The following is a 20507-nucleotide window of genomic DNA, read 5'->3' as shown; positions in this document are numbered from 1 at the left end:
CTGGTCAGCGCAATACGACGCCTACGGAAAAGTCGCCACGCTGACACTGGCCGCCGACGAATACCTGAACCAGCCGCTGCGGTTTCAGGGGCAGTATTTCGATGCCGAGAGCGGGCTGCATTACAACCGGCATCGGTATTACGACCCGAGGCTGGGGCGGTATTTGACGCCGGATCCGGTGAAGCTGGCGGGTGGGTTGAATCAGTACCAGTACACGCCGAACCCGACGGGGTGGGTGGATCCGTTGGGGTTGAGCTCTAACTGTCCGTCGGCGAATAAGCCGGGTTGTGAGGTTCCCGGTGGGACTGATGGCGCTAAAGTTGAGGCAGGTGAGCCACAATTACCGGGCTTGATTCATGGCGTTGACCCACATTCATTGAAGCGAACGCATACAATTATGGGAAAGAAATCGACTAAAGACGTCGAAAAAATAAGGGATGCAATGCGGGCAGGTGGGTACGATGACAAGTATCCCATAGATGTAGCAGAACACCAGGGCGCCCTCTATATTCTAGATGGACATCACCGCGCAGCGGCTGCTAGACAAACAGCAACGCCTATTACTATACAATTGATCACAAATATCAGAGAACACAAAGGAGAACTTAACACTATAGAGGAAGTAATTGAATCAGCTAACAACGTCGGACATGATCGACTGGAGCACCATAGAAGAAGATGAAAACAGACGATAAAAATCTTGAAGACCTAATCATTGACTTTCTTTCAAAAGTAGAGAGCGGCACGGAGTTATTGCAGAAAAAATTTGGTGTACGGAATATTTTAAGGCTGTGGCGGAGCAAACAAATTGAACGCTGCGGAGATATAAATAACGAAACTCAATATGAGCTACACGGTGTTGGATGTGCGATTCACTTTCCATCAGAATCAGTGGACTTCGATTACGGGCCTGGAGGAAGAATCGATGGGTTTGATGTGTGGCGCCTTTATATTTATGCTACCGACAGGCCCGAACAATACAAAAAGTTCACCAATAAAAAAACACTTGAAGATGAATTTACAAAATATATAAGCTTGAACAAAATTGAAAAAATGTCCATTAACGATAATCTCTACGTCCTAGTCAGAACGGATCAATACAGCCCCGAACGATAAAAGGCCCGTTGACGTCGTCGGGCTTGTTGTTCAGCACCGACACTTTGCAAATCTTTCTTAATCATCGCTCACATCGACTGCCCCGAACTAACAACGCCGAATAAACTCATAAAAATTGAACGATAGATTAATTTCCACCCCTGTGAATAGCAAATACGTCAGAGTGCATTACAGCGCAAAAAAAACAAGGTAGTGGAATTAGCACACGCCTAAAAAACACTTCGTAAAAATAATTAAATCGACGAATTCGCCGAAGAATTAATTGTGCTCACCATTCAAGATGTGACCTTCAGATGTTTCGTAGGTTACCCCTCATCTGTCATTAAAGAGGGAGAAACCTACGAGGCCGAATTTTAAATGGTCTTGCCTAATGAATTAAACATCACAAAAGCAGAACATGGAGAATCACGAATAGATATGCTCGACGATGGTTTTTCATGTGATGTTTACGGCTACCTAGAAGTAGACCTTGTCCTGTCTTTCATTGGTTTTTTCGGATCAAGGCGCTCACTACGAATACCCATACCTCAACGGACAATTCGTCAAGATCACAGCAGAAAGAATTGATGTCTCATTCTGAGCTTCAAGCATTACAAGCCTCACAAAGGGCCTGAGAAAAACAGGCCCTGGAACACTCGAGGATCATGCACTCACTGCTCGTCCTCATCCTCCTCATACTCCATATCCGCCTCATCCGAATCATTCAGCGGCACTGTCGCATCGTCCATCAGCGACCCCGGATCATTGATAAACGGCAGTCCACTCGGGCCTTTTTCTTCATTGCCTTCAGTTTCTGGAGTCATGGCAAACCTCTTCAATGCGGGGAATGTATAACGTTCGAAAAGCCCTACAGCCAATCGTTCCAGCATCTGACCAGCAAAAACGAAAAACCCGGCACGAGGCCGGGTTTCTGTGGAACCGCTTATCAGTGATGGCGGTTCTTGTGTTTGTTCTTGTGCTTGTGGCCGCCGCCCGAGTGAGAGCCTCCGTCGTCACCCAGGTTGTTGCCGACCGCGCCGCCCGCCGCGCCACCCAACCCGGCGCCAATCGCCGAACCGGTTGATCCGCCGAGGCTATTGCCGACCACTGAGCCACCCGCAGCGCCGAGGCCACCGCCGATGGCGGCTTCGGTGCGATTACGTTTATTCGCCCCGACTGCACCACCGGCCGCGCCGCCTACGCCGGCACCGACCGCCGCCCCGGTGCTGCCGCCGAGTTGGCCGCCGACCACGTTGCCGAGTACGCCACCGAGTCCACCGCCCACGGCGGCCGAACCATCCCCGGCCGCCATCGCGCCTTGCGCCACCAGCAGGCCGAAAAACAGTGCAGATAATGACAATCGCATATGAACCTCACAGTTCCCGAAGCGGGACAGCTCGCCCAAAACAAGGGCCTATGCGAGATTGGAGGCATCTGCGGGGAAAACGTTCAGCCATGAAAAAGCCCGACATCAAGTCGGGCTTTTTCTGACAAGCGATCAATCTCAGTGACGCTTGTGACCTTTGGACAAGTTGCTGCCCACTGCGCCACCGGCTGCACCACCCAGACCTGCGCCGATGGTGGCGCCCGTTCTGCCGCCGAGGCTGTTGCCGATCACCGAGCCACCGGCTGCACCAACACCGCCACCGATGGCCGCTTTGGTGCGGCTGCCCTTGCGAGCCGTCAATGCGCTGCCTGCTGCGCCCGCAACGCCGGCACCCACTGCCGCACCGGTGCTGCCGCCCATTTTCTGACCGAGCACATTACCCAGCGCGCCACCCAGGCCGCCGCCGAGGGCAGCCGTGCCATCGCCGGCAGCCATTGCACCTTGTGCAACCAGAAGGCCCAGAACCAGAGCAGGCAGAGTTAAACGCATGCAGAAAACCTCAAAAATTGGGATGACAAAAAGGGCCGGGATTAAATGCACCCGCGGCGCAAAAGTCCAGACGCAAGCGCAGGCTCGCGCGCACTCGGCGCCGATTGGACAGCAATTGGGCAAAAGGTTTTATGGCGGGCAAAAAAAAGCCCGCTGGGGAGACGGGCTGGAGAGTTGCTTTCTAACGGATGGCTTCACCCTACTGCCGTAGACGTGAAAAGTTTGTGAAATCCGTCTAAACATCGTGTTAAGCATATTTCCTCTATCGTTCAACCATAAAAAACCCCGCTCAAATGACGGGGTTATTTAGAGAACGATTACTTTCTGGCTCGCGCCGTGACCTTGGGTAGAAATTTCGCTTTCGGTCCTTTCGGTGCCGTCGATTTGATCTTGCCGGTCTGTACCGGATCCTCACCAAAGCCTGCCTGGTACTCGGTCTGGCCGCACCGTACGCAATTGTTGAAGGAAAATTCAGCGCCATCATCTTCGATATACGGATCAGTCATACCTTCGCCCCTTCGCCATCGGTCGACACCGGCAAACCCTTTTGCCTGAAAAAATATCGACCTCCAAGGCTTTTGAGACTAGCCGGTCATTCCTGGACTTGTGATTCAGATCCGCTGGTGCCCGACGAATGGCCCACTAAGCTTAAACAGTGCGATGAACCGTTGATCCCACATGGCTAAAGAATTCCGCCGACAGGCCGTTGCCCTTTTTCATACAAATGAATCTCAAGGAGAGAACATGCAAATCAACGGATTCCCGAATCTGCCCGTCGTAAAGCTCACGGACGAACAAATCGCAGCCGGCAAAGCCGGGGCGGAAAAACTCAAGGACAAGATCGCTTCCGGCGAAATCACCATCAAACAACCCGGTCCGGATACGCCGGTTCTGCAGCCTGGCGTCATTTACCATCCGAGTCAGCCAGTGCAGCCGAGCCAGCCCTCCGACACGCCTCCGCTGGTCGCTATCGACACGCCGCTGACCTATGACAACAAAGGTCTGGTGATTCTCAAGCCGCAGGGCTGATCGCCGATAAAACAGCCCATTCGATTCTGAATGGGCTCAGCAGCCCAAAAACAGATCAGCGCAACTTTACCGCCGTCCCCGTCGCAAACACCACCACCATCCCGCCCTTGCCGCCGGGCATGCTGATCTCGAAATCCACTCCGACCACCGCATCCGCCTGCAAAGCACGCGCCCGCTCGCGAAGTTCTTCCGTCGCCTGCACACGAGCCTCTTTTAAAGCCCGCTCCAGCGTCTGCGAACGTCCACCGAAAAAGTCGCGCATCCCCGCAAACATATCGCGAATCACATTGACGCCCTGCACCGACTCGGCACTGACGATGTCCAGATACGCAGTGATCTGCCGGCCTTCGATGGCGTGGGTCGTAGAAATGATCATGAATGCAGCCCTTCTCTGGCAGATAAAGTTGCGATTGTAATGCCAACCGCCACGGTGCTGATTCTACCCATCAGACTTTAGTCAGGCTCTCGGACTCGCTGTTTGTGCTGTACCCTCCTCCCCAGACAGGAAGTCATTCAGGGGAGGCGCATGGAGTACATCGGCGAGGCGGACTTGATCATCCGCTGCCTTAAACCGTTTTACCGTCGGATGTCCGTCAAGACCGTCATCCATATCACTCAAGACGCTCACAAAGACCAAGTGATCCTCTCCGTATCGTTGCAGCAACACGGACTGCGGATAGCCAAAATTGATGTGACCCTCGAAGGCATAAAACTTCGCTTCATCGTCTACTCCAGCAGCAGCATCGGTAGCGCCTACGAGCTGCACTGCTACTGGGTATCCGAGTAAGTCCTTGCGCTAGTCAGAACCATGGAATGCATTGCGCATTCCATAGCTTATTTTCCAGCCCCCACAAACCACAAAACCCCTGACTTCTTTCGAAATCAGGGGTTTTGTGTACTGAATGTGGCGGTGAAGGAGAGATTCGAAACTACCCGTTTGCGGTTTTCTGAGCATACCCCCCCGGTTCATAAGGCCTGCAGAGGAGCCAGATTTTGAATCTTAGTCCCATGCCAGTCCCATGGGCTTTGCGCACCAGATTGCAGAACAGGGTCGCGAAGGCCATTTCGACGTTTCATGTTGACCCATGGGAAAAAGGTAATTTTAGTAATGCAGCATGATCCGACTTCTGGAAGCCTTGAAAATCGTGGCTTTCAGCGAATTCCGCAGAGGTAATAATTCGGTAAGTATGAAGTTAGAAAATTACCTTTCCTATGAGTAATCCCTGATAACCCTCAAACCCAGTAAAATGGGGCACTTCAAAAATTATTACCCTAACCATTACCAAAAATTACCTCTTGAGGTAATGCCTGAAAGTCAAGCCCAGCAACGGCTCTAGCCACTTTCCATACCTCAGCTACCAAAATTACCTTTTTCCCAGCCCACGTCGGAAAAATGGCCATGTGCCTCCCTTTGATACATTTTTACGCGCCCGTAAATCGCCAGTTACAACGACAGGCTTTTCCGTGACGCTGTGCAATGCTGCTAGCCGATTGATGTAAACATGTTCAGTCTCATGCACGGGCTTAGTCGCTGCTATGATCTGGGTTCTCGAATAAAGCCGAGTTCGATGCCAAACGAGGTTTTGAGGCCGTAATGACTTAAAAACTCATTAGTGCTAGCTAGGAGATGCCACCCCGAACATCCATTAGGTCGTGTATGGACAGCGATTATGCTTCGAGAAATCTGGCATTTAGAACACCCATCCAGATCTCTAACAATTTGGACCAAAGGACAAGAAAATGGAAGATATGCCAGACAAACTGCGGCGAAATGTAATGATTATTAGCACAGTAATATTGTCAACATGGGGTTTTGATTTAACACTAAAACCATCTGGCAGCATTCTTGGAGTTGTTGACATACCAGATATACCCCCGTTTAAAATATGGTCACTACTGACTTTAATGTTGGTGTACTTCTTTTTGCGATATATATACTCAGATCAAGTCAAAGACGATTTAAAGAAATTTAAGACCGAGTACACCAATCTAAAAATTGAAAAGGCAGCCAAGCAGATAAAACGTCGAGTGCACAGATACCTGAAGACTGGTAAACCACCTCATGGGATGCCTCATTTGATTCCCACTGAAATCCGAAAGACATTGTTTCCAATAGATAATTTTTTGTTCAAGCCACATTATTTTTTGGACCAAAATTGCTCTTCCGGACAGGTTGGTATCACTTATAAAATCACAAACAAACGAGGAGAAATTTTTCTATCGACCGACAAGGAGACGAAGTATGACTTCGAATTCCCATGTATTGAGCGATGCAAGATTAAAGCGCTGACCTTTTTAAGAGCATCTACCATATCTAAAGGAGCCGTTGACTTTTTGTTTCCGATGTTGCTGGCGACATTGAGCATTGCCATATGCCTATATAAAATATTAGATCTGATAATTACCATCTAGCCGAGCAAATTTTCGCACTTTCTCTGCCAAACACCATAGAGAGTAAAATATGCCTTACGTGCAGTTTTCAGATGACTCCAACACCAAAATAGTAAGTTGGAGTAGCGGCCCTCAACGTAATACGTCAGAACCATATTGGGAAGAAATTCCAACGTGGGACATTCGATGGAAAATTTATTACGAGGGTTTAAGTGACCAGTTTAAGGATCAAAAGCCCGAACCGACCGAAAGATGGGAAGGCTAGTGTGGTGGTGTGAAATCGAGCAAACACGGCACAACCCGTGCCAGTCGTGGCTTGCAGAGGATTTCTTGTCATTAAAAATTAGCCGATCACCTTGAAAAAACAGCGGCTGCTTTTTGCAAAAGTCACCGAAACATTGATTTTTATATCCGTTGCTCAGTGAATCCGGGGCATACAGCGGGTGCACTTAGATGACGACACCGATTGGGTTGTGTAACCGCGCTGCATTTCCTCTCAGAACTTTGCATTTTGTGAAATCGCCAGTCGCCTGCAGAGCCCCATGGCCCGCCTGGGCTGCAGCTTCGTTTGCACTACATCCGTATTTGCACAAAAAAAGGGCACAAGGCCCGTTGGCGGGAGGGGGATAAGTGCTTTATTTCGCAGATTTTCTTTGCAAGCTCCGATTTGGTGGGTTTGCTAACGACCGCAGCCTCTGCCCGGCGTCCGTCGCTCCGGATACAACGATCGGGTATGGCGAATCTAGTAAAGATGGCGCTATGCAAATCGATGCGACGGGCCAAGATGTTGCTTGAGGGGTACAACGCGCGGCTACAATGGTGCCGGCGAGGATGATGGTTAGATTGGAGTTCACGCCTGAAAGCCTGAGCGGCCAAGTGGATGTTGCAGGACAGCGTTTTTTCTCTCACCGATAGCTTTTGTCATCATGACAATCACAGGCAGTATTTCAGAACCCAGCTCTCACTAAAATGGAACCTCGGACACGAATCATGGCTGAAAATAAAGACAAGAGAGTAACTGTAGTCACGTACGACAAATCATATAGCCTCAGACCTGAGCAATTTCAAGATGCTCTCGGGCCGGGCGTAAAACGCTGGGACTGGATTAGACAATTAAAAAGCAAAGACGCCCACGAATACTACCTTCTAAGCATTGAACCAATAGCAGAGCTCTTAAGAGACCCAACCAATTTTAGCGGTGCCCTTTCAGTCTCGTTTCCGGGATACATTGACCCTTTCGGGGACATGGGGCAATTTGTATTAAAAACCAAACATAATCACGGCGATGTAGTAGCCCTCTACTTGATGGAAATAGCAACCTTTGAATCAACAAAAGATCAAAACATAAACTTCAACAGGGGGGAAGCTCTAAAAAAAACGACGTCATATGAATATCAGTTAGCCCATTATTTATTCTTTCAATACATAAATGCAGCCGATTATATAACTGATGATGCCGTCAAGACACTAAATGCCCTAACCAAGGATCTCAAAAAGCAAGCACTTTCCTCCCTAGACGAAATCGATCAATTATCCAATAGAGCAAACCAGTTGGTTGCCGACACCGGTGAGGAATTCAATCGAACTAATGCTCAGATGATCGCACGACACCGCAAAAGAATTCGGCGCTATAGGAAAGCTTTCAGTACGGTAAGAGAAGAAGCCGCGACAACGAGAAAAACAGTCATGGATGATTTAAGCAACGCTCATCGGGCGCTTCTCTCTAAGCTCGACATCGAAGCTTCAGTAACGTATTGGGAAGGCAAGGCAGTTCAACATGAAAAGTCAAGCTGGAGATGGCTCACTCTTGTAATTATTACTGTATTGTTAACTTTTAGTCTGCCGGTGGTATATTATTTTTATGGCGGCGTATCATCACTCGCGGCTAACCGGCACGCCGATATCGCGCGCAACTCTGTATCGTCAAATACCGCGCAGGATCAAACTATCGAGAGAAGCTCACAATCCAGCGATAAAAAAGCCGCAACTTCTGGCCCTTTGCCTAATGACACAATCGAAAAAGTCGCTTTCGCAAGCGGCATTGCTGATCTGACCGGCGCCGCACTCATAGTTACGCTAATGTCTGTTTTACTTCGACTTTGTTTGAGGCAATACAACACGCGCACGTATTTGCACCACGATGCCGAAGAGCGAGTGACAATGATTAAGACATATTTAGCATTAGCAAGTGAGGGAAAACTAACATCCGATGGCGATATGAAATTGGTGCTGGACACCTTGTTTCGCGCCTCTCAATCTGCTGCGATACCAGATCAAACACCAGCAACTCCTATTGAATTGATTGTTAAAGCAATAACAGAGAAAAAATAGCGCTAAATCAGGATGTTATGGCCTTCAAGGCCGCACGAAGTGTCGCCGCCTCTCTGCCATCCGAAGCGAAGGCGGCGGCTGACGCTGGAACGGGACTTGGACCATGGACGTGGCTCGCTATTTGCCCTGCCATCTTCTCAACCAAAACTAAGGTGTCGCACAACACCTGGAATATATTCACCGACTCCGACCCGATATGGCTCTTCGGCGCGATCAGGCGCTGGCTGATTCCGACCACACTTTCGCGCAATCCTTCGATCCGCTCCTGCATGTCCCCGCCCACCGTGGCGTTGTGCTTTTGACCCACGACTACGTTCAGATCCCGACCGGTCGCCTGATGCAGATCATCGACCGCCGCTAGGCTCGCAGATCCACCGGACAGCAACTTGAGCGCGCCCAGCGCCTCAATCTTCTTGATGCCTCCCACCGTCTCGGTCGAATGGTCGTCGACCGTCCTGGTGTGATTCTGGAAGGTCTCGGTGTTGTCCAAGGCTTCCACCTCGCGCTCGATCGCCTTGTCCTGGATCTTGCCATCGGTTTGGCGCAGCCAGTTACCGTCGGCGTCGACGCGCTGCTGGCAGGCTTCGCTGTGCTGCCACACCTGGTCGCCCTTAGGCACCCGGGGCAGGCTCAGCCCGTGCGGCAAGATCTGCGTGATGAACGGCTTGTGCGGCAGGCCATAGGCGAAACAGATCACGACCGTTGTGCCCTCCTCCGGAAAGCCAAACATCCCGGCTTCTTGCCCGCCCATCGGCGCCGGCAATGGCAGGCCTTCGAGGATCGGCAGATCCGGATCAGGCTCGCCATCGGCCAGCAGCACTTCGACGTCGACGCCAAAGCGCGGGCGGAAGTCGTCACACAGCCCAGGTGCCGCCGGCGCATCCGGTACCGCGACCACGCGGCCAAAGCGCGGCAGGTGGTAACCGCCGCTCAATTCAGGAAATTGGCGCGCTACGCTGCGCTTTATTGCGTCGTCCATTTGATCGCCATTTGATTGCCGGCGAGTGTCACGCTTGTGATCCGTTCGCCCTGGTTGATGGTTGCGCCTGGTCGAAGCCCCGGAAGGGGCGCGATCACCGCGCTTTGATTGCCTTGGTAGCTGTCGAACAGTTCGACCGGCAGCTGCAGCGCAGTGCGGGTACCGAAGAAGCTGTCGGCCCAACTGCCCACGAACACTTCGCCGTCGCCCTGCTGCTGCCAGATGAAGTCGGGGATGTTGAAGACGTTGGCCAGACTGTCCATCGCCAAATAGCCCACCGCCAGGCTGTAGAAATACGGTGCTTTGACCTTGGCATAGGCCTTGTCCGGAACCCGGAAGCCCAGCCCGGTTTTATCGCTGATCTCGGCCAGCACGGCCTGCAGGTCGACGTGACGCAGGTTCAACGGCAAAGGGTTGGCCAGGATCGAGGACAACTCGCGGCAAGCCACCAGCTGCTGGGTGCTGTTGGCGGCGGTCGACCGTTCGACGTAGCCAAGGAAGTGACGCTGCAGCGTGCGCTCGTTGTAGCCGATATCCAGCGTCACCAGTCCTTTCAACGATTCGCCGGCCTGCACCGTAAACGTCGCACGGCCAGGGCTTTTGATGTCCAGGCGCACTTCGTCCTTGATCAGCGGGTAAACCTGGCCGGCGATCGTCAAAACCTTATGCAGCTTCATGTTTTGGGCGCCAGGTAGTCATCCAGCTTCTTGAGGGTCTTTTCAAAGCCGCTCAGTTCTTGGGCCTCGCTTCCAGTCCCACCACCTGCCGCGCCGCCTGCGGCGCCGCCGACCGCCTGACCAGGTGCAGACTGGGCACTGACGCCGTTCGCTGCCCGTCGCTGTTCGACCTTCTCGGGGTTCGAGGCTTTTTCCGACAGTGTGAACTGGACCAGCCAAGCGGCCAGCGTGTCGTCTTCCCGGGCGCTGACACCGTCCGAAAACTGCACCTCACGAATGCCGAACGCTGCGGCGGTATCGTTGACGATCCGGTACATCTTGAGCTGGCCACCGCCGGCAGTGGCCTCAGCCAAGCGCATGATCGTGCGCATCTGCACCGCATCAACGAAGGGGATCATCAGCGACACCGCTAGGGTTTTCGGCTTGAAACCTTTGTGGGCAGTCTCGGTGTTGCTGGTCTGGCCAGACATGTCATCGGCTTCGATGCGCAGGTTGGCGGTGATCTTCATCCGCTTGCCCAGGACCTGCTCGCCGTCGAGTAATAGCGTCATAGGCCGACCAGCTCCCGCACGAAGCTCAAGCCTTCCAGCGACCCCACCAGCAGCACGCCGGCAGACAGCACCCACTCATGACCTGGTGCTTCGCCCTCGAGTAGCGAGCGGCGCAGTTCATTGACATCGCCCGGGCCGATCAGCCGTGCGCGCATGGTCGTGTCTGCCGAGCCTCCGGCCAGCAGCGCCTTGAGGTCATTCAGCTGTTGATCCCGGCCCTGCTGTTGCGCCGCTTTGCGTGTCGCCAGCGCTGCCAGATCGGCTATCGGTGAACTGTCCGCCGCGTAGCTCTCAAGCACCGCCAGTTGGCCGGACATCGATTGCTTCGCGGCTTTGACCAACGTGCAGCGCTCAAGCGGCAGCGATTGCCAACGCGGCAGCGGGCCAGAACCGGGGATAACCCACTTGTCTGTCTCCAGCGTCGATAGATGTCCGGCCCGACGCTCGGTGCGCACCAGGTCCGGGATCGGTAGCAGCGCATTGAAGCGCGACAGCGTGGCGGCCAGCTGGGCGTAGTTGGTGCCGAGGAACATCAGTGACAGCGCGTACTGTGGTCCGGTCGGCCGACCAGTGTCTGTGGCGTCGATCAGTTTGCCGGCCAGCTGCAGCAGCAGATTCGGCGCAGACAGAAAACGCTGATTGCCTCGTCCCTGACCAATGCCGCTCTGGAACGGTGTCACCACTAGGCAAGCAGGCGCCTCAGCCAACTGCCCCGCCATCGCTGCACGGCCGGCGGCGATCGCGCCTTTCGCCGCGTCACCGACTGGCCCCGGGTTCGTGCTGGTCATGCCGTCGAGGCTCGCCAGACGTAACGCAGTGCTGGCCAGCTCGCCGCCGGCCAGATCCTGAGCCGCGCTCAGTCCTTCCATCCATTGCGTGGCTTGTTCTGGCCAGCGCATGGTCACCGGTGACCAGGTCATGCCGAAAGCTTCCAGGTGACGGCTTTCATCATCTTGAGATCTTTGCTTTGCCGAGCTTTGTCCAAGGTCTCACGCAAACTGTCCGCGTGCTTCTGAGCACCCTGCTTGAAACGCACCAGGTCCTGACTGACGCGTTGCAACTGGGCGATGGTGTGCGGTCGGAATGCCTTCACCTGTTCGGCGTCCCAACATGGGTAAACGTCGTCCACGCCCAGCAGCACCTGGCCATTGAGATCCAACTGGTCATCAATGGCGCTGCTGTAGCGATGTACCTCACCCAAAGCCTTGGAGTTGAAGCCACCGGCGATAAAAGCCGAGTAGTCCGCTTCGATCATCAGCAGCTTTTGACCCTGCAGTGCAGTCAACACTGCGTCGATGTCATCCACCCAAGCGCCGTTTTTCCAGACCTGATTCGGCCCGGGCTTTTTCATGGTGTATCCGGACGGTAGCCGCTCAAATCCTTCCAGAGTGCGGGGCTCGCCGGACTCCGTGTTGTAGACCACCACGCCGCCCAAGTAGTCCACAAGTTGCCAATTCTCGCCGTTCCAGCATGCGGCCTGATGTTCGAGGGCAACAGGCGGTGGTGTTTCCACGCAGCCACCGGGGATCAGGTACACACCAGGCTCAAGAGGCGATTCGTCAGCCTCAGTGGTACCAACGAACATACCCAGATGGTCTGTCTGATAAACGAGTTTGTCAGTCATGCTCAGTCTCAATACTTGATGCAGAAAAGAAGGGCGATGTTCTTCGGCCGCGTTTCAGCTTCGCCGGCGGCAGCGACGGTGATCGTGTGGGTGTGGAGTCCAGCGTTATTCATAACTACGTTGTGCGAGTGGCTTCCAGCCAATCCAGTTTCATGCGCACCGCTCGACTGTTGCACTGAGTTGATTCCGGGCGCACCTTGACCAATACCGGGCGCACCTGAAGTCACGTGGGTGTGTGCACCTTGGGCATCTGTCCACGCACTGTGGTAGTGATTACCTTCTGCGGTGGCCGAAGCAGTGTGACCGTGGGACTGGTGCATCATTTCTTGATAAGCGCCCAGTACTCGAGCGGCATCGATACCGCGTCCATCGTCCAGGCCGCGAAGAAACAGCCCACGCAGATCAGGTACGCCGAAGGTACTGGTGCCGTCACCGGCCCCAAACACCGTACCGATACGCGCAAAGAGGCTGGCAAAGGTAGTGCGCGACACCACGGCGCCGTTGCACTTGAGCCAGCCAGTTGGCGCTGTACTCATCGCGAACGAACCCACCATGCCCGTTAACGATTCACCGACCTGTTGCTGGAGTCTGTTGAGTGCCGCCGTCGTAGCCAGAATCTCGCTACTATTGGTGCTGGGATCATCGCTCTTGGCGTTGGGCAGATTGCCCAGGTCGACGTCTTCTTTGGTGGTCGCCCGGGCGCGCAGGTATTCGTAATCACCCGTTCGCGCCGCGAAGTGCTTCACCAGCGGCCCGTCGATCAGCTCGACACTTCGGCGATCGGTGACGGTGCCGGCGTTCGGCAAATCCGCCAGTGCCACGCAGTAATGGCGCACGCCGGCACTGTCGATGTAGTCAGGGCGATCGGCAGCGAACACCACGCTCCAGCTGGCCACGACATCGCTGAGCTCGCGCTGCAGGGCCACGTCCAGCCATGCCGTGGTGGGGAATGCCGGCGGCACCACCGCAAGCGCGGCAGAGCGCACCAGGCGAATGCCTTCGACGTAGGCGCTGCCCGGTTGTAGCTGGTATGCGCTGCCGACCTTCACCAACTGCAGCGAGGCGCCGAAGAAACATGCACGGCCGAAGACGTCGCGGTTGCTCAATCGCTCACGCTCATCGATGCCGGCCAAGCGCACGGTGAAGTCGTGCTGCCAGGTGCTGGCATCAATCGTGATGCCGGTCAGCGCCTGGGCACCGTCGAACGCCACCAGGAAGTTGCGCGTCAGGTTGTTGCCGATCTGCAGCGGCGGGATGTTGCGGCGCTTGATCTGCAGCGGCACATAGGCCACGGCGAACAGGACGCCCTCGGCCGTCTCGAGCCCGATCCAGTTGAAGTCCCAGTCGCCGACGTCGGAGCCGATCTGCGAGCTGTAGACCACCTGGTTGGGGTTCACGTAACCGGCGTTCTCCTTGGGAATGTCGTAAACGTGAACGATCTGCGCGGCGGCAGGTTTCGGCGCGGCGCGATCCACCGGCCCGCTCGGGTCAAGCCCGGGCACGTTGGCAAAAATAAACCGCGTGGCATCGAGGCCCAGCTGGGCGGCGTGTTTCTGCGCGATCAGGCTTTCACCCGCAAGGGTAATACTGGCTCCCATGGGGGCTCCTAAAGACTGGCAACCAGCGTTTGCTGGTCGTCGTTGAAGTCGACCAGCGCGATGCGAAACGGCACCGGCGTGATGGTCACGAAGTCATAACGGCGGCAGGTGCGGCCGTATTGCTGAATCAAAACCCGCAGCAGTTCCGGGTTCTGTGAAAGCTGGGTGTCCGAGAAACGCAGCAGCACGACGTCCCAATCCCGATCGGGCATGCGTTCCTCGATCTCGATGTAGCCAACGCCCAGGCGCTGCAGGATGCGTTTCATCCCGGCGGTGCTGCCGGCGTCGACCGCGTTGATGAAGGCGAACTTCACGCGCAAGCGGTACATGCTTTCGGGCTCGCCTTTGAAGCGGGTGATGTCGCGCTGCCAAGCCAGCAAATCGAGCGTGGTCAAATGGCAGGTATCAGCGTCCAGCTGCAGCAGCGGCCAGCGCAACCAGCCCTCGACCTTGCCCCACCAGGACTGCGCGGCGTCCTTGAGCTTGGTCAGCTCGGTACCGGCCAACCAGAATTCAGCTCGAGCTTAATCATTGGTCAGCACCTCCAGACTCTGGATCCGGGGGATGTTCAGCTCTGACAGGATGTCGTCGTTGTCGAAGTGCAACGACTCGATCCCCGGGAATTGCTGGTGCAGCTCTTCACCCAGGCGACTGAATGAAAAGCGCGACTGTGGATAAGTCAGCGTCGGCTGGTAGTCGCTGGTGGTGCTTTCGCGAAACGCCGCGCGGATGAACAGCGCGGTTTCATCCTGCAGGGTTTGACGCTGGGCATCGGACAGCGTCGAACGCGGCCAGAGGGTCACCCGCAACGCATGCAGGGTTTCTGGCATGACCATCACCAGCAGATCGTCACCGTGGCCATGGTTGCCCTGGTCCCGGATGTGCGAGTTGATTTGTTCCAGGTAAGTCGCTGCAGGCACGTCAGCATCGAACAGCACAAAAGCGTTGGCACTGCCCGGACCACGTGGCGCGCCATGCTCGAAATACACGCCATCCGGACGCACGCCCGGGAACGCGGAAATCATCGCTCGATACACCGCGTCGGTGTGCCATTGGTTGACCGCCGAGAACTGATTGCGCACGCGCAGACGCAGCTCGTCGTTGGGCTCCCTGTCCGCGCCTGGTGTGGTCAACCAGCCGTCCGCGTTGACCACCTGGGCGATGCCTGGAATCGGCACCGGCAACACGGCGTAATAGCCGGGCGCCAAGTTGAAGCCACTGCCAACGTCTACCGCTTCGACCGGTACCAGCAACTGCATCAGGCCATCGGTAAAAGTCCCGACCGCCGTGGTCACCAGTTGGTAAACGTGGCCATTGATCGCGGCGGACTGCACCACCGTGCCTTTCGCGACCTCGAGCGCGCCGCCCGGGGCGACCCGGGTGAACAGCAACAGGCCGCTGGCTTTGGTCGCGCCCTTGCGCTCGACGTTCACGCCCCAGGCCAGCATATCCAGCCAGGCATCCGCAGCGGTTTTGACGAAGAAATTCGGCAGTACCGTGGCGACAAAGAAGTCGAGGATCCACAGCACGGGTTTGGTCACCAACGCGGTGACCACCCGCCAGAACGGCGACCAGGTGCTGGTGTTGCTCAGCTTGCTGCCCTGGGCGAGTACTTCCGCTTCCCACGCCTGGCGCAGGCCAGCCTCAGTGGTCGGAATGCCGGCATCGGACAGGGCCTGTTTGAAATCCACGTCACTCACAACGTCACCTCGATACTGCCGAATTTCAGGGTTGTGGCCGTCACCAGGAACTGCCCAGGCTCAAGCTGGGTAATCAGTGCCGTACCCGGTACGAGGCGTTCGTCCGCCTCAACCAGCAGCTCCAGTTGCTGAATGCAGTCGCGCTGTTTCAGGCGGTTGCGCTCGGCCACCAACGTCACCAGCAGGCCGCTGTCGCGGATCATGTGGGCGATGTCCTGGGCGATGCTGGCCCGGTCATCGATCAGCTCGGGCTGGCGGGACGGATCGAGCACCAGGTCGTTGTCGTGGATCAGCAGGTCGATGTATTCGCTCATCCCGGCACCGCCATACTCATCATGTTTTCGAGCTCCAGCGGGGTCATGGGCTTGGCGGTGTTGATGTTCAGTGTTTCCACATGGGTGCCCTTGTTCTGGCTGCTGTTGTTGTTCTGAATGCTGGTTAGCAGGCCGCCCGCCGGCACGGCGTTAGGCCGCGCTGGCGACAGGCTTGGAATAGCCGCGTTGATGGTCTGCTGGGCTTTTTGCGCAGCTGCAGAGGCGTCCACGTTGTTGACGCCAATGTCGGTACCGGGCACTTCAGGCATGGCGCCGAACTTGGTCTCGATGTCGACGCCGGGGATCTTGTTCAGCATCTCGATCAGGCTGTTGATCGACTTGTGAAAAATCGCGACGATGCCGTCCCAAGCGGCCTTGGCCATGCCACTCCAGCCGCCCATGGACGTGAACCAGTCCGACAGCGCGGTGAGCTGAGCGCTGACCCACTTGAACGCCTCGCTGTTCATCAGCGCGGCGGTCCATTCGTCCCAGTACACGACGGCGGCGATCACCGCCGCGACCAGGGCCATAACGCCGATCACGATCCATACGACCGGGTTGGCCAGCATCGCCGCGTTGACCAGCCAGATCGCGCCCTGCCACAGCATCATCGCGCCGCGAATCAACGCCATCGTCGTGTACAGGATCGTCAAGCCAGCCACGTACAACGCAATAACAGCGACCTGCAGCAGGAAGCCGGCGACGGCGCGCAAGTTGAGCAACTGCACGACTTTCCAGACGGTCACCATGGCGAGCCATGCCATACGACCCGCGCCCACCGCGAACGTCAGCAAGGACATCGCGGCGATAAGCGCAAGGATCGTCAGCGAAACGATGCCGATCACCCGCGTGATGTTGGGGAACATTTGGGTCCAGCGGGTCATGGTGCCGGCAATGCCGGACAGCTTGGCCATCAGCGGCGTCAGGATCGGGATCAGCGCCTGGCCGAAGGCAATGCGCAGCGCTTCGACTGCTGCAGCGAACTGCTGCCACGGGTCGACCATGGCCTTGGCCATGTTCTCCGCGTCCTCGAGGCCGCGTACCTTGCCCAGCTTGTCCATGCCATTGCGCAGCCGATCGGTGTCCTTGGCCAGGGACGTGATCACCTGCGCCCCCTCCCCGCCAAACGCTTCCATCAGTTTGGTGTTGGCCGACGCACTGGTCAGATCGCCGAGTTTGCCCTGCAGCTTTTCCATGATCTGCAGCATCGGCAGTGCCTTGCCGTTGGAGTCGGTGAACTTCACGCCCATTTTTTCGGAGGCGGCGCCCAGGTTCTCGAAGAACGCCTTGTAACGGCCGCCGGCATCGCCGCCTTCCATGGTGCTGCTCAGCGAGCCGATCACCGCGAACTGCTCGGCGATGTCCACGCCGGCGGCGGTGGCGATCGACCCCACTTCCTTGAAAGCGTCCTTGAGCTGGGCGCCATCCGTGCGAAACAGCTGCACAGCGAGCGCTGTCTGCCCGCCCAGCTTTTCAACCCATTCGCCCTTGCCCATGGCGTCTGCTTGGCCCTTGAACAGGTTGTACATGGTGCCCACATAGGCGCCCATGGTTTCGGCATCGGACTTGGTGGCCTTGGCCAGCAGGTTGCTGGTGTTGGTGAACGTGGCGAGCTGGTTGCCGGTCAGGCCTTTAATGGCGCCCTCGATGCTGTACGCCGAAGCGACAAAATCCCGGGCGTTCTCGCCATAGGCCACCGAGAACTCCAGGGATTTTTGATTCAGCGCCGTAAGCGCGTCCTCGGCCACGCCCAAAGATTTGACCTCGCCCAGGGCGCGATTCATTTCCAGCGCAGGCTGCAGCGATTCGTTGATACCGACGAAAGCACCCGTGACACCGGCCAAGCCCATGCCCATCGTTTTGATGTTCTTTTCGCTTTGCTCGGTAAGGTCGGAAAAACCCGCTTTCACCTTGCCCAACGGTGCAGTGACCTTGTCGGTCAGGGCCAGGATGAAGTCCAGGCGGGCGCTACGGTCGGCCATGTGTGTCCTATCCGTTCAGCGCATGGGCAATGCCGTTGGCTACGGCAAATTCCATGCGCTTCCAGTGTTCGTCTTCCAGCCACTTGGCCGTGCCCATGTTCTCGATGGTGGGCTCGGCGCCAGGCAGCCAACGGTTGGTCAGGGCCATCAGTTGGCCCAGCCCGTCCTCGGTCAGGCGGTCAGCGTGCTCAAGGGCTTTTTTACGATGATCCCGATGTCAGGGGCGTACTCCTCGAGCAGCGCGCCGGCGATCTGCATGGTGTTAACCGGGTTAACCATCAGCTCGCGCAGATCGGCCTTTTGTGCCGGCAGCACGGTGGTGCTCAGCAAGTTGAAGGACGGCGCAACCTTGTTGTTGGCGGTCATGGCGTTGAAGTACTTGGTCACGTCCTGGGGCGTCAGGTTGAAGGCGAATTCTTTCTCGCCGATTTCCAGGGTGATTTCGCGGGATTGGATCTGGCTCATGTTCATGTCCGTTTTGGTGGTTGGGTTAAAGGGGTGATTCGGGTCAGCGCAGGCACACCTGGCTGACGTAGTCCTGCAGGCCCAGGATCATTTGCTTGCTGAGGGCGAGCTGATCTCTGAGGGTGAAATAATCCGATCGAGCGTCTGCTGCGAGTTCGGCGGTGCCTGCATCAGCCACGCCGCCGGCGCCGGTGGCGTTTGACGGGGTGCTGCAGGTGGCTTTGACGCGCAGCCGCTGACGGCCATCGGCAACGTCAAGGCGCAAAGCATCGATTTCAGTGCGTGCATCGGTCAGTTCCTGGGTACGGTTACGGTCGATCGCGTCTCGTGCAGCGATCATCTCGCCTGTGATTCGGGCCGCTTCACGCAGGCCGCTGGCTTCGTACTGGGCTGCATCACGTTCTGCCCGGGCGGAGTCGCGCTGTCCCTGCAGGATGTCGAAGCCAACGAACGCCGCCAGGCACACCAGCAGCGGAAACAGGATCTCGCGGAGCATCACAGCCCCTCCGCACACATCGCCGCTTCGGCGCGCCGGCGAGCGTGCAGCCCCGGTACAAACTGCTTGCGGCCCTGGGCATCGGTGACCGATGACCACACCGGTGTTTTGCCATCCGGCGCCCAGGCCAACGCCTTGCAACCCTCGGCAATACGGCCGGCATTGATCAGGCCGACGGCCCGACTGGCGCAGGTACTGGGCACACCGAAGTTGTGGCCATGGCTGCTCAGGGCGTCGAAAGTCTTCTGGCCGATCGCCTGATTGCTCAGGCAGTCCGCCAGAGCCAACTGGCCTTTCTCGGTCACCAGCTGCTCCACCTCGGCACAGCGTGCCGGCGACCAGTAGTCACCGACGATCAGCGGATACGGGCTGGTGTAACGGGTGATGCCCTTGCACACCGTAGGCAGGCCACGGGCCAACTTGTCGGCGTACACCACGTTCTGGCCGTTGCCTTCCCACTTGCCCAGGAACGCGAGCAAAGGCGCGCTGGCCAGCACAATGGCGCCGGCGGCGATCTTGGTGCGCAGGCTCACGACTTGCCCTTCCAGTCGAGCAGCATCTGGCGATACTTGGGAATCAGCAGAAGGATCTGCAGCACCATGTAGAGCGCGGTCAGCATGTAGGCGACCGCCGACCAATCGACGGCGCCCGTCACACCTGTAGCGGCCACGCCGATTGCGGGCGACGCCTTGGCCAAGGCAACGGCGGTGTCCTGGGCGACCTGATTCGCGCTCATCGCAGAACCTCTTTCTCAAAAATGGTTTGGCACGGCACGCAGCGGGTCATACCGCCCAGCGCCTGGCGTTTTTCCGGGATCGGCTGATCGCAGTCTTCGCAATGGGTCAGGCTTGGCCCGATCGGCCGCGTGCGGGCCAGCTGAGCGGCGATCGCCTGATCACGCTGGCGTTGCTCCAATGCCTGGGCGCGGTCGAACGGGCAGACCATCAGCGCAGGCCCTCGATCTCGGCCGCAGCCAGGTACGGCACGCCGTTGATGCGGATGAAGTCCGGACTGGAAACGTCGAACGGCACCTTGTGCTTGGTTTTCTCGCCGCCTTTCGGATCGACACTGAGCAGGCTGGACACCTTCAACTTGCAGCCGAAGGCCTCGATGCGCAGCTCTTCATCGCCTGCTTTGGCGAAGAACACCGAGTCGAAAGGCTCCAACTGGCGGAAGCTGCCGGCAGAGCGTGCCGCCTCGATCAGCAGGTTGAAGTTGTTGGTGTCGAACTCGAACTCGCCACTGGCAGAAACATCGCCGTCAACGGTGCCGTTGGGCACGCCACGGGTTTGCGCCACGGCGGTGTTGTCGGTGATATCCAGGGTGCAGCTTTCGACATGGATCTGCAGATCGCCCAGGTTGATGTCGAAGTTTTTACCGCCAATACGGGACATAAGGG

27 protein-coding genes and 1 pseudogene are annotated in these 20507 nt (G+C 56.7%); 6 read left to right on the top strand and 22 right to left on the bottom strand.

What is annotated here, in order from left to right:
- Together ACQ4OE_RS22425 and ACQ4OE_RS22420 are read left to right on the top strand one after the other, a co-directional pair.
- A partial coding sequence (locus ACQ4OE_RS22425) for an RHS repeat-associated core domain-containing protein (protein WP_430947944.1) occupies window positions 1-682 on the top strand: 682 nt, incomplete at its 5' end.
- Window positions 679-1116, top strand: a complete 438-nt coding sequence (locus ACQ4OE_RS22420; protein ID WP_430947943.1) for a DUF6896 domain-containing protein — start codon at window positions 679-681, stop codon at window positions 1114-1116. The genes ACQ4OE_RS22425 and ACQ4OE_RS22420, both read left to right, overlap by 4 nt.
- 650 nt (window positions 1117-1766) lie before the next feature.
- On the opposite strand, the gene ACQ4OE_RS22415 is transcribed toward ACQ4OE_RS22420, so the two are convergent.
- From ACQ4OE_RS22415 to ACQ4OE_RS22400, 4 genes are all read right to left on the bottom strand, one after another.
- Complete coding sequence (locus tag ACQ4OE_RS22415) at window positions 1767-1919, bottom strand: hypothetical protein (protein ID WP_430947942.1); 153 nt, start codon at window positions 1917-1919, stop codon at window positions 1767-1769.
- A 122-nt stretch (window positions 1920-2041) separates the two neighbouring features.
- The gene (locus tag ACQ4OE_RS22410) at window positions 2042-2461 is read right to left on the bottom strand and encodes a YMGG-like glycine zipper-containing protein (RefSeq protein WP_430947941.1); all 420 of its coding nucleotides are present in this window, start codon (window positions 2459-2461) and stop codon (window positions 2042-2044) included.
- Between the two features lie 138 nt (window positions 2462-2599).
- A complete protein-coding gene (locus ACQ4OE_RS22405; RefSeq protein ID WP_122594861.1) occupies window positions 2600-2971 on the bottom strand; it encodes a glycine zipper domain-containing protein in 372 nt (123 codons plus the stop codon).
- A 317-nt stretch (window positions 2972-3288) separates the two neighbouring features.
- Entirely contained in the window at window positions 3289-3477 is a 189-nt protein-coding gene (locus tag ACQ4OE_RS22400; RefSeq protein ID WP_122594862.1) for a hypothetical protein, read from the bottom strand.
- A 238-nt stretch (window positions 3478-3715) separates the two neighbouring features.
- Between ACQ4OE_RS22400 and ACQ4OE_RS22395 the strand changes: the two genes are divergently transcribed.
- On the top strand, window positions 3716-4000 hold the full coding sequence (locus ACQ4OE_RS22395; RefSeq protein ID WP_122594863.1) for a hypothetical protein: 285 nt from the start codon (window positions 3716-3718) through the stop codon (window positions 3998-4000).
- Between the two features lie 55 nt (window positions 4001-4055).
- Here ACQ4OE_RS22395 and ACQ4OE_RS22390 read toward each other — a convergent pair whose 3' ends face one another.
- Window positions 4056-4376: a YbjQ family protein gene (locus ACQ4OE_RS22390; protein WP_122594864.1), complete on the bottom strand. Its 321-nt coding sequence runs from the start codon at window positions 4374-4376 to the stop codon at window positions 4056-4058.
- A 150-nt stretch (window positions 4377-4526) separates the two neighbouring features.
- Between ACQ4OE_RS22390 and ACQ4OE_RS22385 the strand changes: the two genes are divergently transcribed.
- From ACQ4OE_RS22385 to ACQ4OE_RS22375, 3 genes are all read left to right on the top strand, one after another.
- Window positions 4527-4787 carry a hypothetical protein gene (locus ACQ4OE_RS22385; protein ID WP_122594865.1) on the top strand — a complete coding sequence of 87 codons (261 nt, stop codon included), beginning with the start codon at window positions 4527-4529 and terminating at the stop codon, window positions 4785-4787.
- Window positions 4788-5740: 953 nt separating this feature from the next.
- Window positions 5741-6412 carry a hypothetical protein gene (locus tag ACQ4OE_RS22380; protein WP_430947940.1) on the top strand — a complete coding sequence of 224 codons (672 nt, stop codon included), beginning with the start codon at window positions 5741-5743 and terminating at the stop codon, window positions 6410-6412.
- Window positions 6413-7381: 969 nt separating this feature from the next.
- Window positions 7382-8722, top strand: coding sequence for a hypothetical protein (locus ACQ4OE_RS22375; protein WP_430947939.1), 1341 nt, complete (start codon window positions 7382-7384; stop codon window positions 8720-8722).
- Between the two features lie 7 nt (window positions 8723-8729).
- Here ACQ4OE_RS22375 and ACQ4OE_RS22370 read toward each other — a convergent pair whose 3' ends face one another.
- The 17 genes and pseudogenes from ACQ4OE_RS22370 to ACQ4OE_RS22290 form a co-directional block, all read right to left on the bottom strand.
- Window positions 8730-9701 (bottom strand): hypothetical protein, encoded by a 972-nt coding sequence (locus ACQ4OE_RS22370; protein WP_430947938.1) that lies wholly within the window; start codon window positions 9699-9701, stop codon window positions 8730-8732.
- Window positions 9686-10378, bottom strand: a complete 693-nt coding sequence (locus tag ACQ4OE_RS22365; protein WP_430947937.1) for a hypothetical protein — start codon at window positions 10376-10378, stop codon at window positions 9686-9688. The genes ACQ4OE_RS22370 and ACQ4OE_RS22365 overlap by 16 nt, the downstream gene beginning before the upstream one ends.
- A complete protein-coding gene (locus ACQ4OE_RS22360; protein ID WP_430947936.1) occupies window positions 10375-10929 on the bottom strand; it encodes a DNA-binding protein in 555 nt (184 codons plus the stop codon). Before ACQ4OE_RS22360 ends, ACQ4OE_RS22365 begins: the two co-directional genes overlap by 4 nt.
- Window positions 10926-11849, bottom strand: a complete 924-nt coding sequence (locus ACQ4OE_RS22355; protein ID WP_430947935.1) for a hypothetical protein — start codon at window positions 11847-11849, stop codon at window positions 10926-10928. The genes ACQ4OE_RS22360 and ACQ4OE_RS22355 overlap by 4 nt, the downstream gene beginning before the upstream one ends.
- A complete protein-coding gene (locus ACQ4OE_RS22350; protein WP_430947934.1) occupies window positions 11846-12553 on the bottom strand; it encodes a hypothetical protein in 708 nt (235 codons plus the stop codon). Before ACQ4OE_RS22350 ends, ACQ4OE_RS22355 begins: the two co-directional genes overlap by 4 nt.
- A gap of 8 nt (window positions 12554-12561) precedes the next feature.
- Window positions 12562-14151 carry a phage tail protein gene (locus tag ACQ4OE_RS22345; RefSeq protein ID WP_430947933.1) on the bottom strand — a complete coding sequence of 530 codons (1590 nt, stop codon included), beginning with the start codon at window positions 14149-14151 and terminating at the stop codon, window positions 12562-12564.
- 8 nt (window positions 14152-14159) lie between these two features.
- Window positions 14160-14683 (bottom strand): annotated as a pseudogene (locus tag ACQ4OE_RS22340) (phage tail protein).
- Complete coding sequence (locus ACQ4OE_RS22335) at window positions 14676-15851, bottom strand: baseplate J/gp47 family protein (protein ID WP_430947932.1); 1176 nt, start codon at window positions 15849-15851, stop codon at window positions 14676-14678. The pseudogene ACQ4OE_RS22340 and the gene ACQ4OE_RS22335 overlap by 8 nt, the downstream one beginning before the upstream one ends.
- Window positions 15848-16165 carry a DUF2590 family protein gene (locus ACQ4OE_RS22330; protein WP_123533180.1) on the bottom strand — a complete coding sequence of 106 codons (318 nt, stop codon included), beginning with the start codon at window positions 16163-16165 and terminating at the stop codon, window positions 15848-15850. Before ACQ4OE_RS22330 ends, ACQ4OE_RS22335 begins: the two co-directional genes overlap by 4 nt.
- Complete coding sequence (locus ACQ4OE_RS22325) at window positions 16162-18147, bottom strand: phage tail tape measure protein (RefSeq protein ID WP_430947931.1); 1986 nt, start codon at window positions 18145-18147, stop codon at window positions 16162-16164. Before ACQ4OE_RS22325 ends, ACQ4OE_RS22330 begins: the two co-directional genes overlap by 4 nt.
- A gap of 7 nt (window positions 18148-18154) precedes the next feature.
- Window positions 18155-18295, bottom strand: coding sequence for a DUF6890 family protein (locus ACQ4OE_RS22320; RefSeq protein WP_163005298.1), 141 nt, complete (start codon window positions 18293-18295; stop codon window positions 18155-18157).
- 23 nt (window positions 18296-18318) lie between these two features.
- Window positions 18319-18612: a putative phage tail assembly chaperone gene (locus ACQ4OE_RS22315; RefSeq protein ID WP_064392723.1), complete on the bottom strand. Its 294-nt coding sequence runs from the start codon at window positions 18610-18612 to the stop codon at window positions 18319-18321.
- 43 nt (window positions 18613-18655) lie between these two features.
- Window positions 18656-19108, bottom strand: coding sequence for a lysis system i-spanin subunit Rz (locus ACQ4OE_RS22310; RefSeq protein ID WP_430947930.1), 453 nt, complete (start codon window positions 19106-19108; stop codon window positions 18656-18658).
- Complete coding sequence (locus tag ACQ4OE_RS22305) at window positions 19108-19641, bottom strand: lysozyme (RefSeq protein ID WP_430947929.1); 534 nt, start codon at window positions 19639-19641, stop codon at window positions 19108-19110. Before ACQ4OE_RS22305 ends, ACQ4OE_RS22310 begins: the two co-directional genes overlap by 1 nt.
- Window positions 19638-19844 (bottom strand): hypothetical protein, encoded by a 207-nt coding sequence (locus ACQ4OE_RS22300; protein ID WP_064392730.1) that lies wholly within the window; start codon window positions 19842-19844, stop codon window positions 19638-19640. The genes ACQ4OE_RS22305 and ACQ4OE_RS22300 overlap by 4 nt, the downstream gene beginning before the upstream one ends.
- Window positions 19841-20053, bottom strand: a complete 213-nt coding sequence (locus tag ACQ4OE_RS22295) for a TraR/DksA family transcriptional regulator (protein WP_339433567.1) — start codon at window positions 20051-20053, stop codon at window positions 19841-19843. Before ACQ4OE_RS22295 ends, ACQ4OE_RS22300 begins: the two co-directional genes overlap by 4 nt.
- Window positions 20053-20502 carry a phage protein gene (locus ACQ4OE_RS22290; protein ID WP_064381012.1) on the bottom strand — a complete coding sequence of 150 codons (450 nt, stop codon included), beginning with the start codon at window positions 20500-20502 and terminating at the stop codon, window positions 20053-20055. The genes ACQ4OE_RS22295 and ACQ4OE_RS22290 overlap by 1 nt, the downstream gene beginning before the upstream one ends.
- Between the last annotated feature and the right edge of the window lie 5 nt (window positions 20503-20507).

The organism is Pseudomonas sp. WC2, from assembly GCF_050586545.1.
In the GTDB taxonomy this organism is placed as follows: domain Bacteria; phylum Pseudomonadota; class Gammaproteobacteria; order Pseudomonadales; family Pseudomonadaceae; genus Aquipseudomonas.
This window is presented reverse-complemented; position numbering and strand designations above follow the sequence as displayed.

Bases quoted from the DNA above. Each gene is read 5' to 3' on its own strand.
- ACQ4OE_RS22325 (WP_430947931.1), bottom strand. From the start codon at position 18,147: ATGGCCGACCGTAGCGCCCGCCTGGACTTCATCCTGGCCCTGACCGAC.
- ACQ4OE_RS22385 (WP_122594865.1), top strand. From the start codon at position 4,527: ATGGAGTACATCGGCGAGGCGGACTTGATCATCCGCTGCCTTAAACCG.
- ACQ4OE_RS22290 (WP_064381012.1), bottom strand. From the start codon at position 20,502: ATGTCCCGTATTGGCGGTAAAAACTTCGACATCAACCTGGGCGATCTG.
- ACQ4OE_RS22355 (WP_430947935.1), bottom strand. From the start codon at position 11,849: ATGACCTGGTCACCGGTGACCATGCGCTGGCCAGAACAAGCCACGCAA.
- ACQ4OE_RS22415 (WP_430947942.1), bottom strand. From the start codon at position 1,919: ATGACTCCAGAAACTGAAGGCAATGAAGAAAAAGGCCCGAGTGGACTG.
- ACQ4OE_RS22350 (WP_430947934.1), bottom strand. From the start codon at position 12,553: ATGACTGACAAACTCGTTTATCAGACAGACCATCTGGGTATGTTCGTT.
- ACQ4OE_RS22380 (WP_430947940.1), top strand. From the start codon at position 5,741: ATGGAAGATATGCCAGACAAACTGCGGCGAAATGTAATGATTATTAGC.
- ACQ4OE_RS22310 (WP_430947930.1), bottom strand. From the start codon at position 19,108: ATGCTCCGCGAGATCCTGTTTCCGCTGCTGGTGTGCCTGGCGGCGTTC.
- ACQ4OE_RS22410 (WP_430947941.1), bottom strand. From the start codon at position 2,461: ATGCGATTGTCATTATCTGCACTGTTTTTCGGCCTGCTGGTGGCGCAA.
- ACQ4OE_RS22320 (WP_163005298.1), bottom strand. From the start codon at position 18,295: ATGGCCCTGACCAACCGTTGGCTGCCTGGCGCCGAGCCCACCATCGAG.
- ACQ4OE_RS22300 (WP_064392730.1), bottom strand. From the start codon at position 19,844: ATGAGCGCGAATCAGGTCGCCCAGGACACCGCCGTTGCCTTGGCCAAG.
- ACQ4OE_RS22420 (WP_430947943.1), top strand. From the start codon at position 679: ATGAAAACAGACGATAAAAATCTTGAAGACCTAATCATTGACTTTCTT.
- ACQ4OE_RS22365 (WP_430947937.1), bottom strand. From the start codon at position 10,378: ATGAAGCTGCATAAGGTTTTGACGATCGCCGGCCAGGTTTACCCGCTG.
- ACQ4OE_RS22345 (WP_430947933.1), bottom strand. From the start codon at position 14,151: ATGGGAGCCAGTATTACCCTTGCGGGTGAAAGCCTGATCGCGCAGAAA.
- ACQ4OE_RS22295 (WP_339433567.1), bottom strand. From the start codon at position 20,053: ATGGTCTGCCCGTTCGACCGCGCCCAGGCATTGGAGCAACGCCAGCGT.
- ACQ4OE_RS22370 (WP_430947938.1), bottom strand. From the start codon at position 9,701: ATGGACGACGCAATAAAGCGCAGCGTAGCGCGCCAATTTCCTGAATTG.
- ACQ4OE_RS22360 (WP_430947936.1), bottom strand. From the start codon at position 10,929: ATGACGCTATTACTCGACGGCGAGCAGGTCCTGGGCAAGCGGATGAAG.
- ACQ4OE_RS22405 (WP_122594861.1), bottom strand. From the start codon at position 2,971: ATGCGTTTAACTCTGCCTGCTCTGGTTCTGGGCCTTCTGGTTGCACAA.
- ACQ4OE_RS22375 (WP_430947939.1), top strand. From the start codon at position 7,382: ATGGCTGAAAATAAAGACAAGAGAGTAACTGTAGTCACGTACGACAAA.
- ACQ4OE_RS22395 (WP_122594863.1), top strand. From the start codon at position 3,716: ATGCAAATCAACGGATTCCCGAATCTGCCCGTCGTAAAGCTCACGGAC.
- ACQ4OE_RS22330 (WP_123533180.1), bottom strand. From the start codon at position 16,165: ATGAGCGAATACATCGACCTGCTGATCCACGACAACGACCTGGTGCTC.
- ACQ4OE_RS22390 (WP_122594864.1), bottom strand. From the start codon at position 4,376: ATGATCATTTCTACGACCCACGCCATCGAAGGCCGGCAGATCACTGCG.
- ACQ4OE_RS22400 (WP_122594862.1), bottom strand. From the start codon at position 3,477: ATGACTGATCCGTATATCGAAGATGATGGCGCTGAATTTTCCTTCAAC.
- ACQ4OE_RS22315 (WP_064392723.1), bottom strand. From the start codon at position 18,612: ATGAGCCAGATCCAATCCCGCGAAATCACCCTGGAAATCGGCGAGAAA.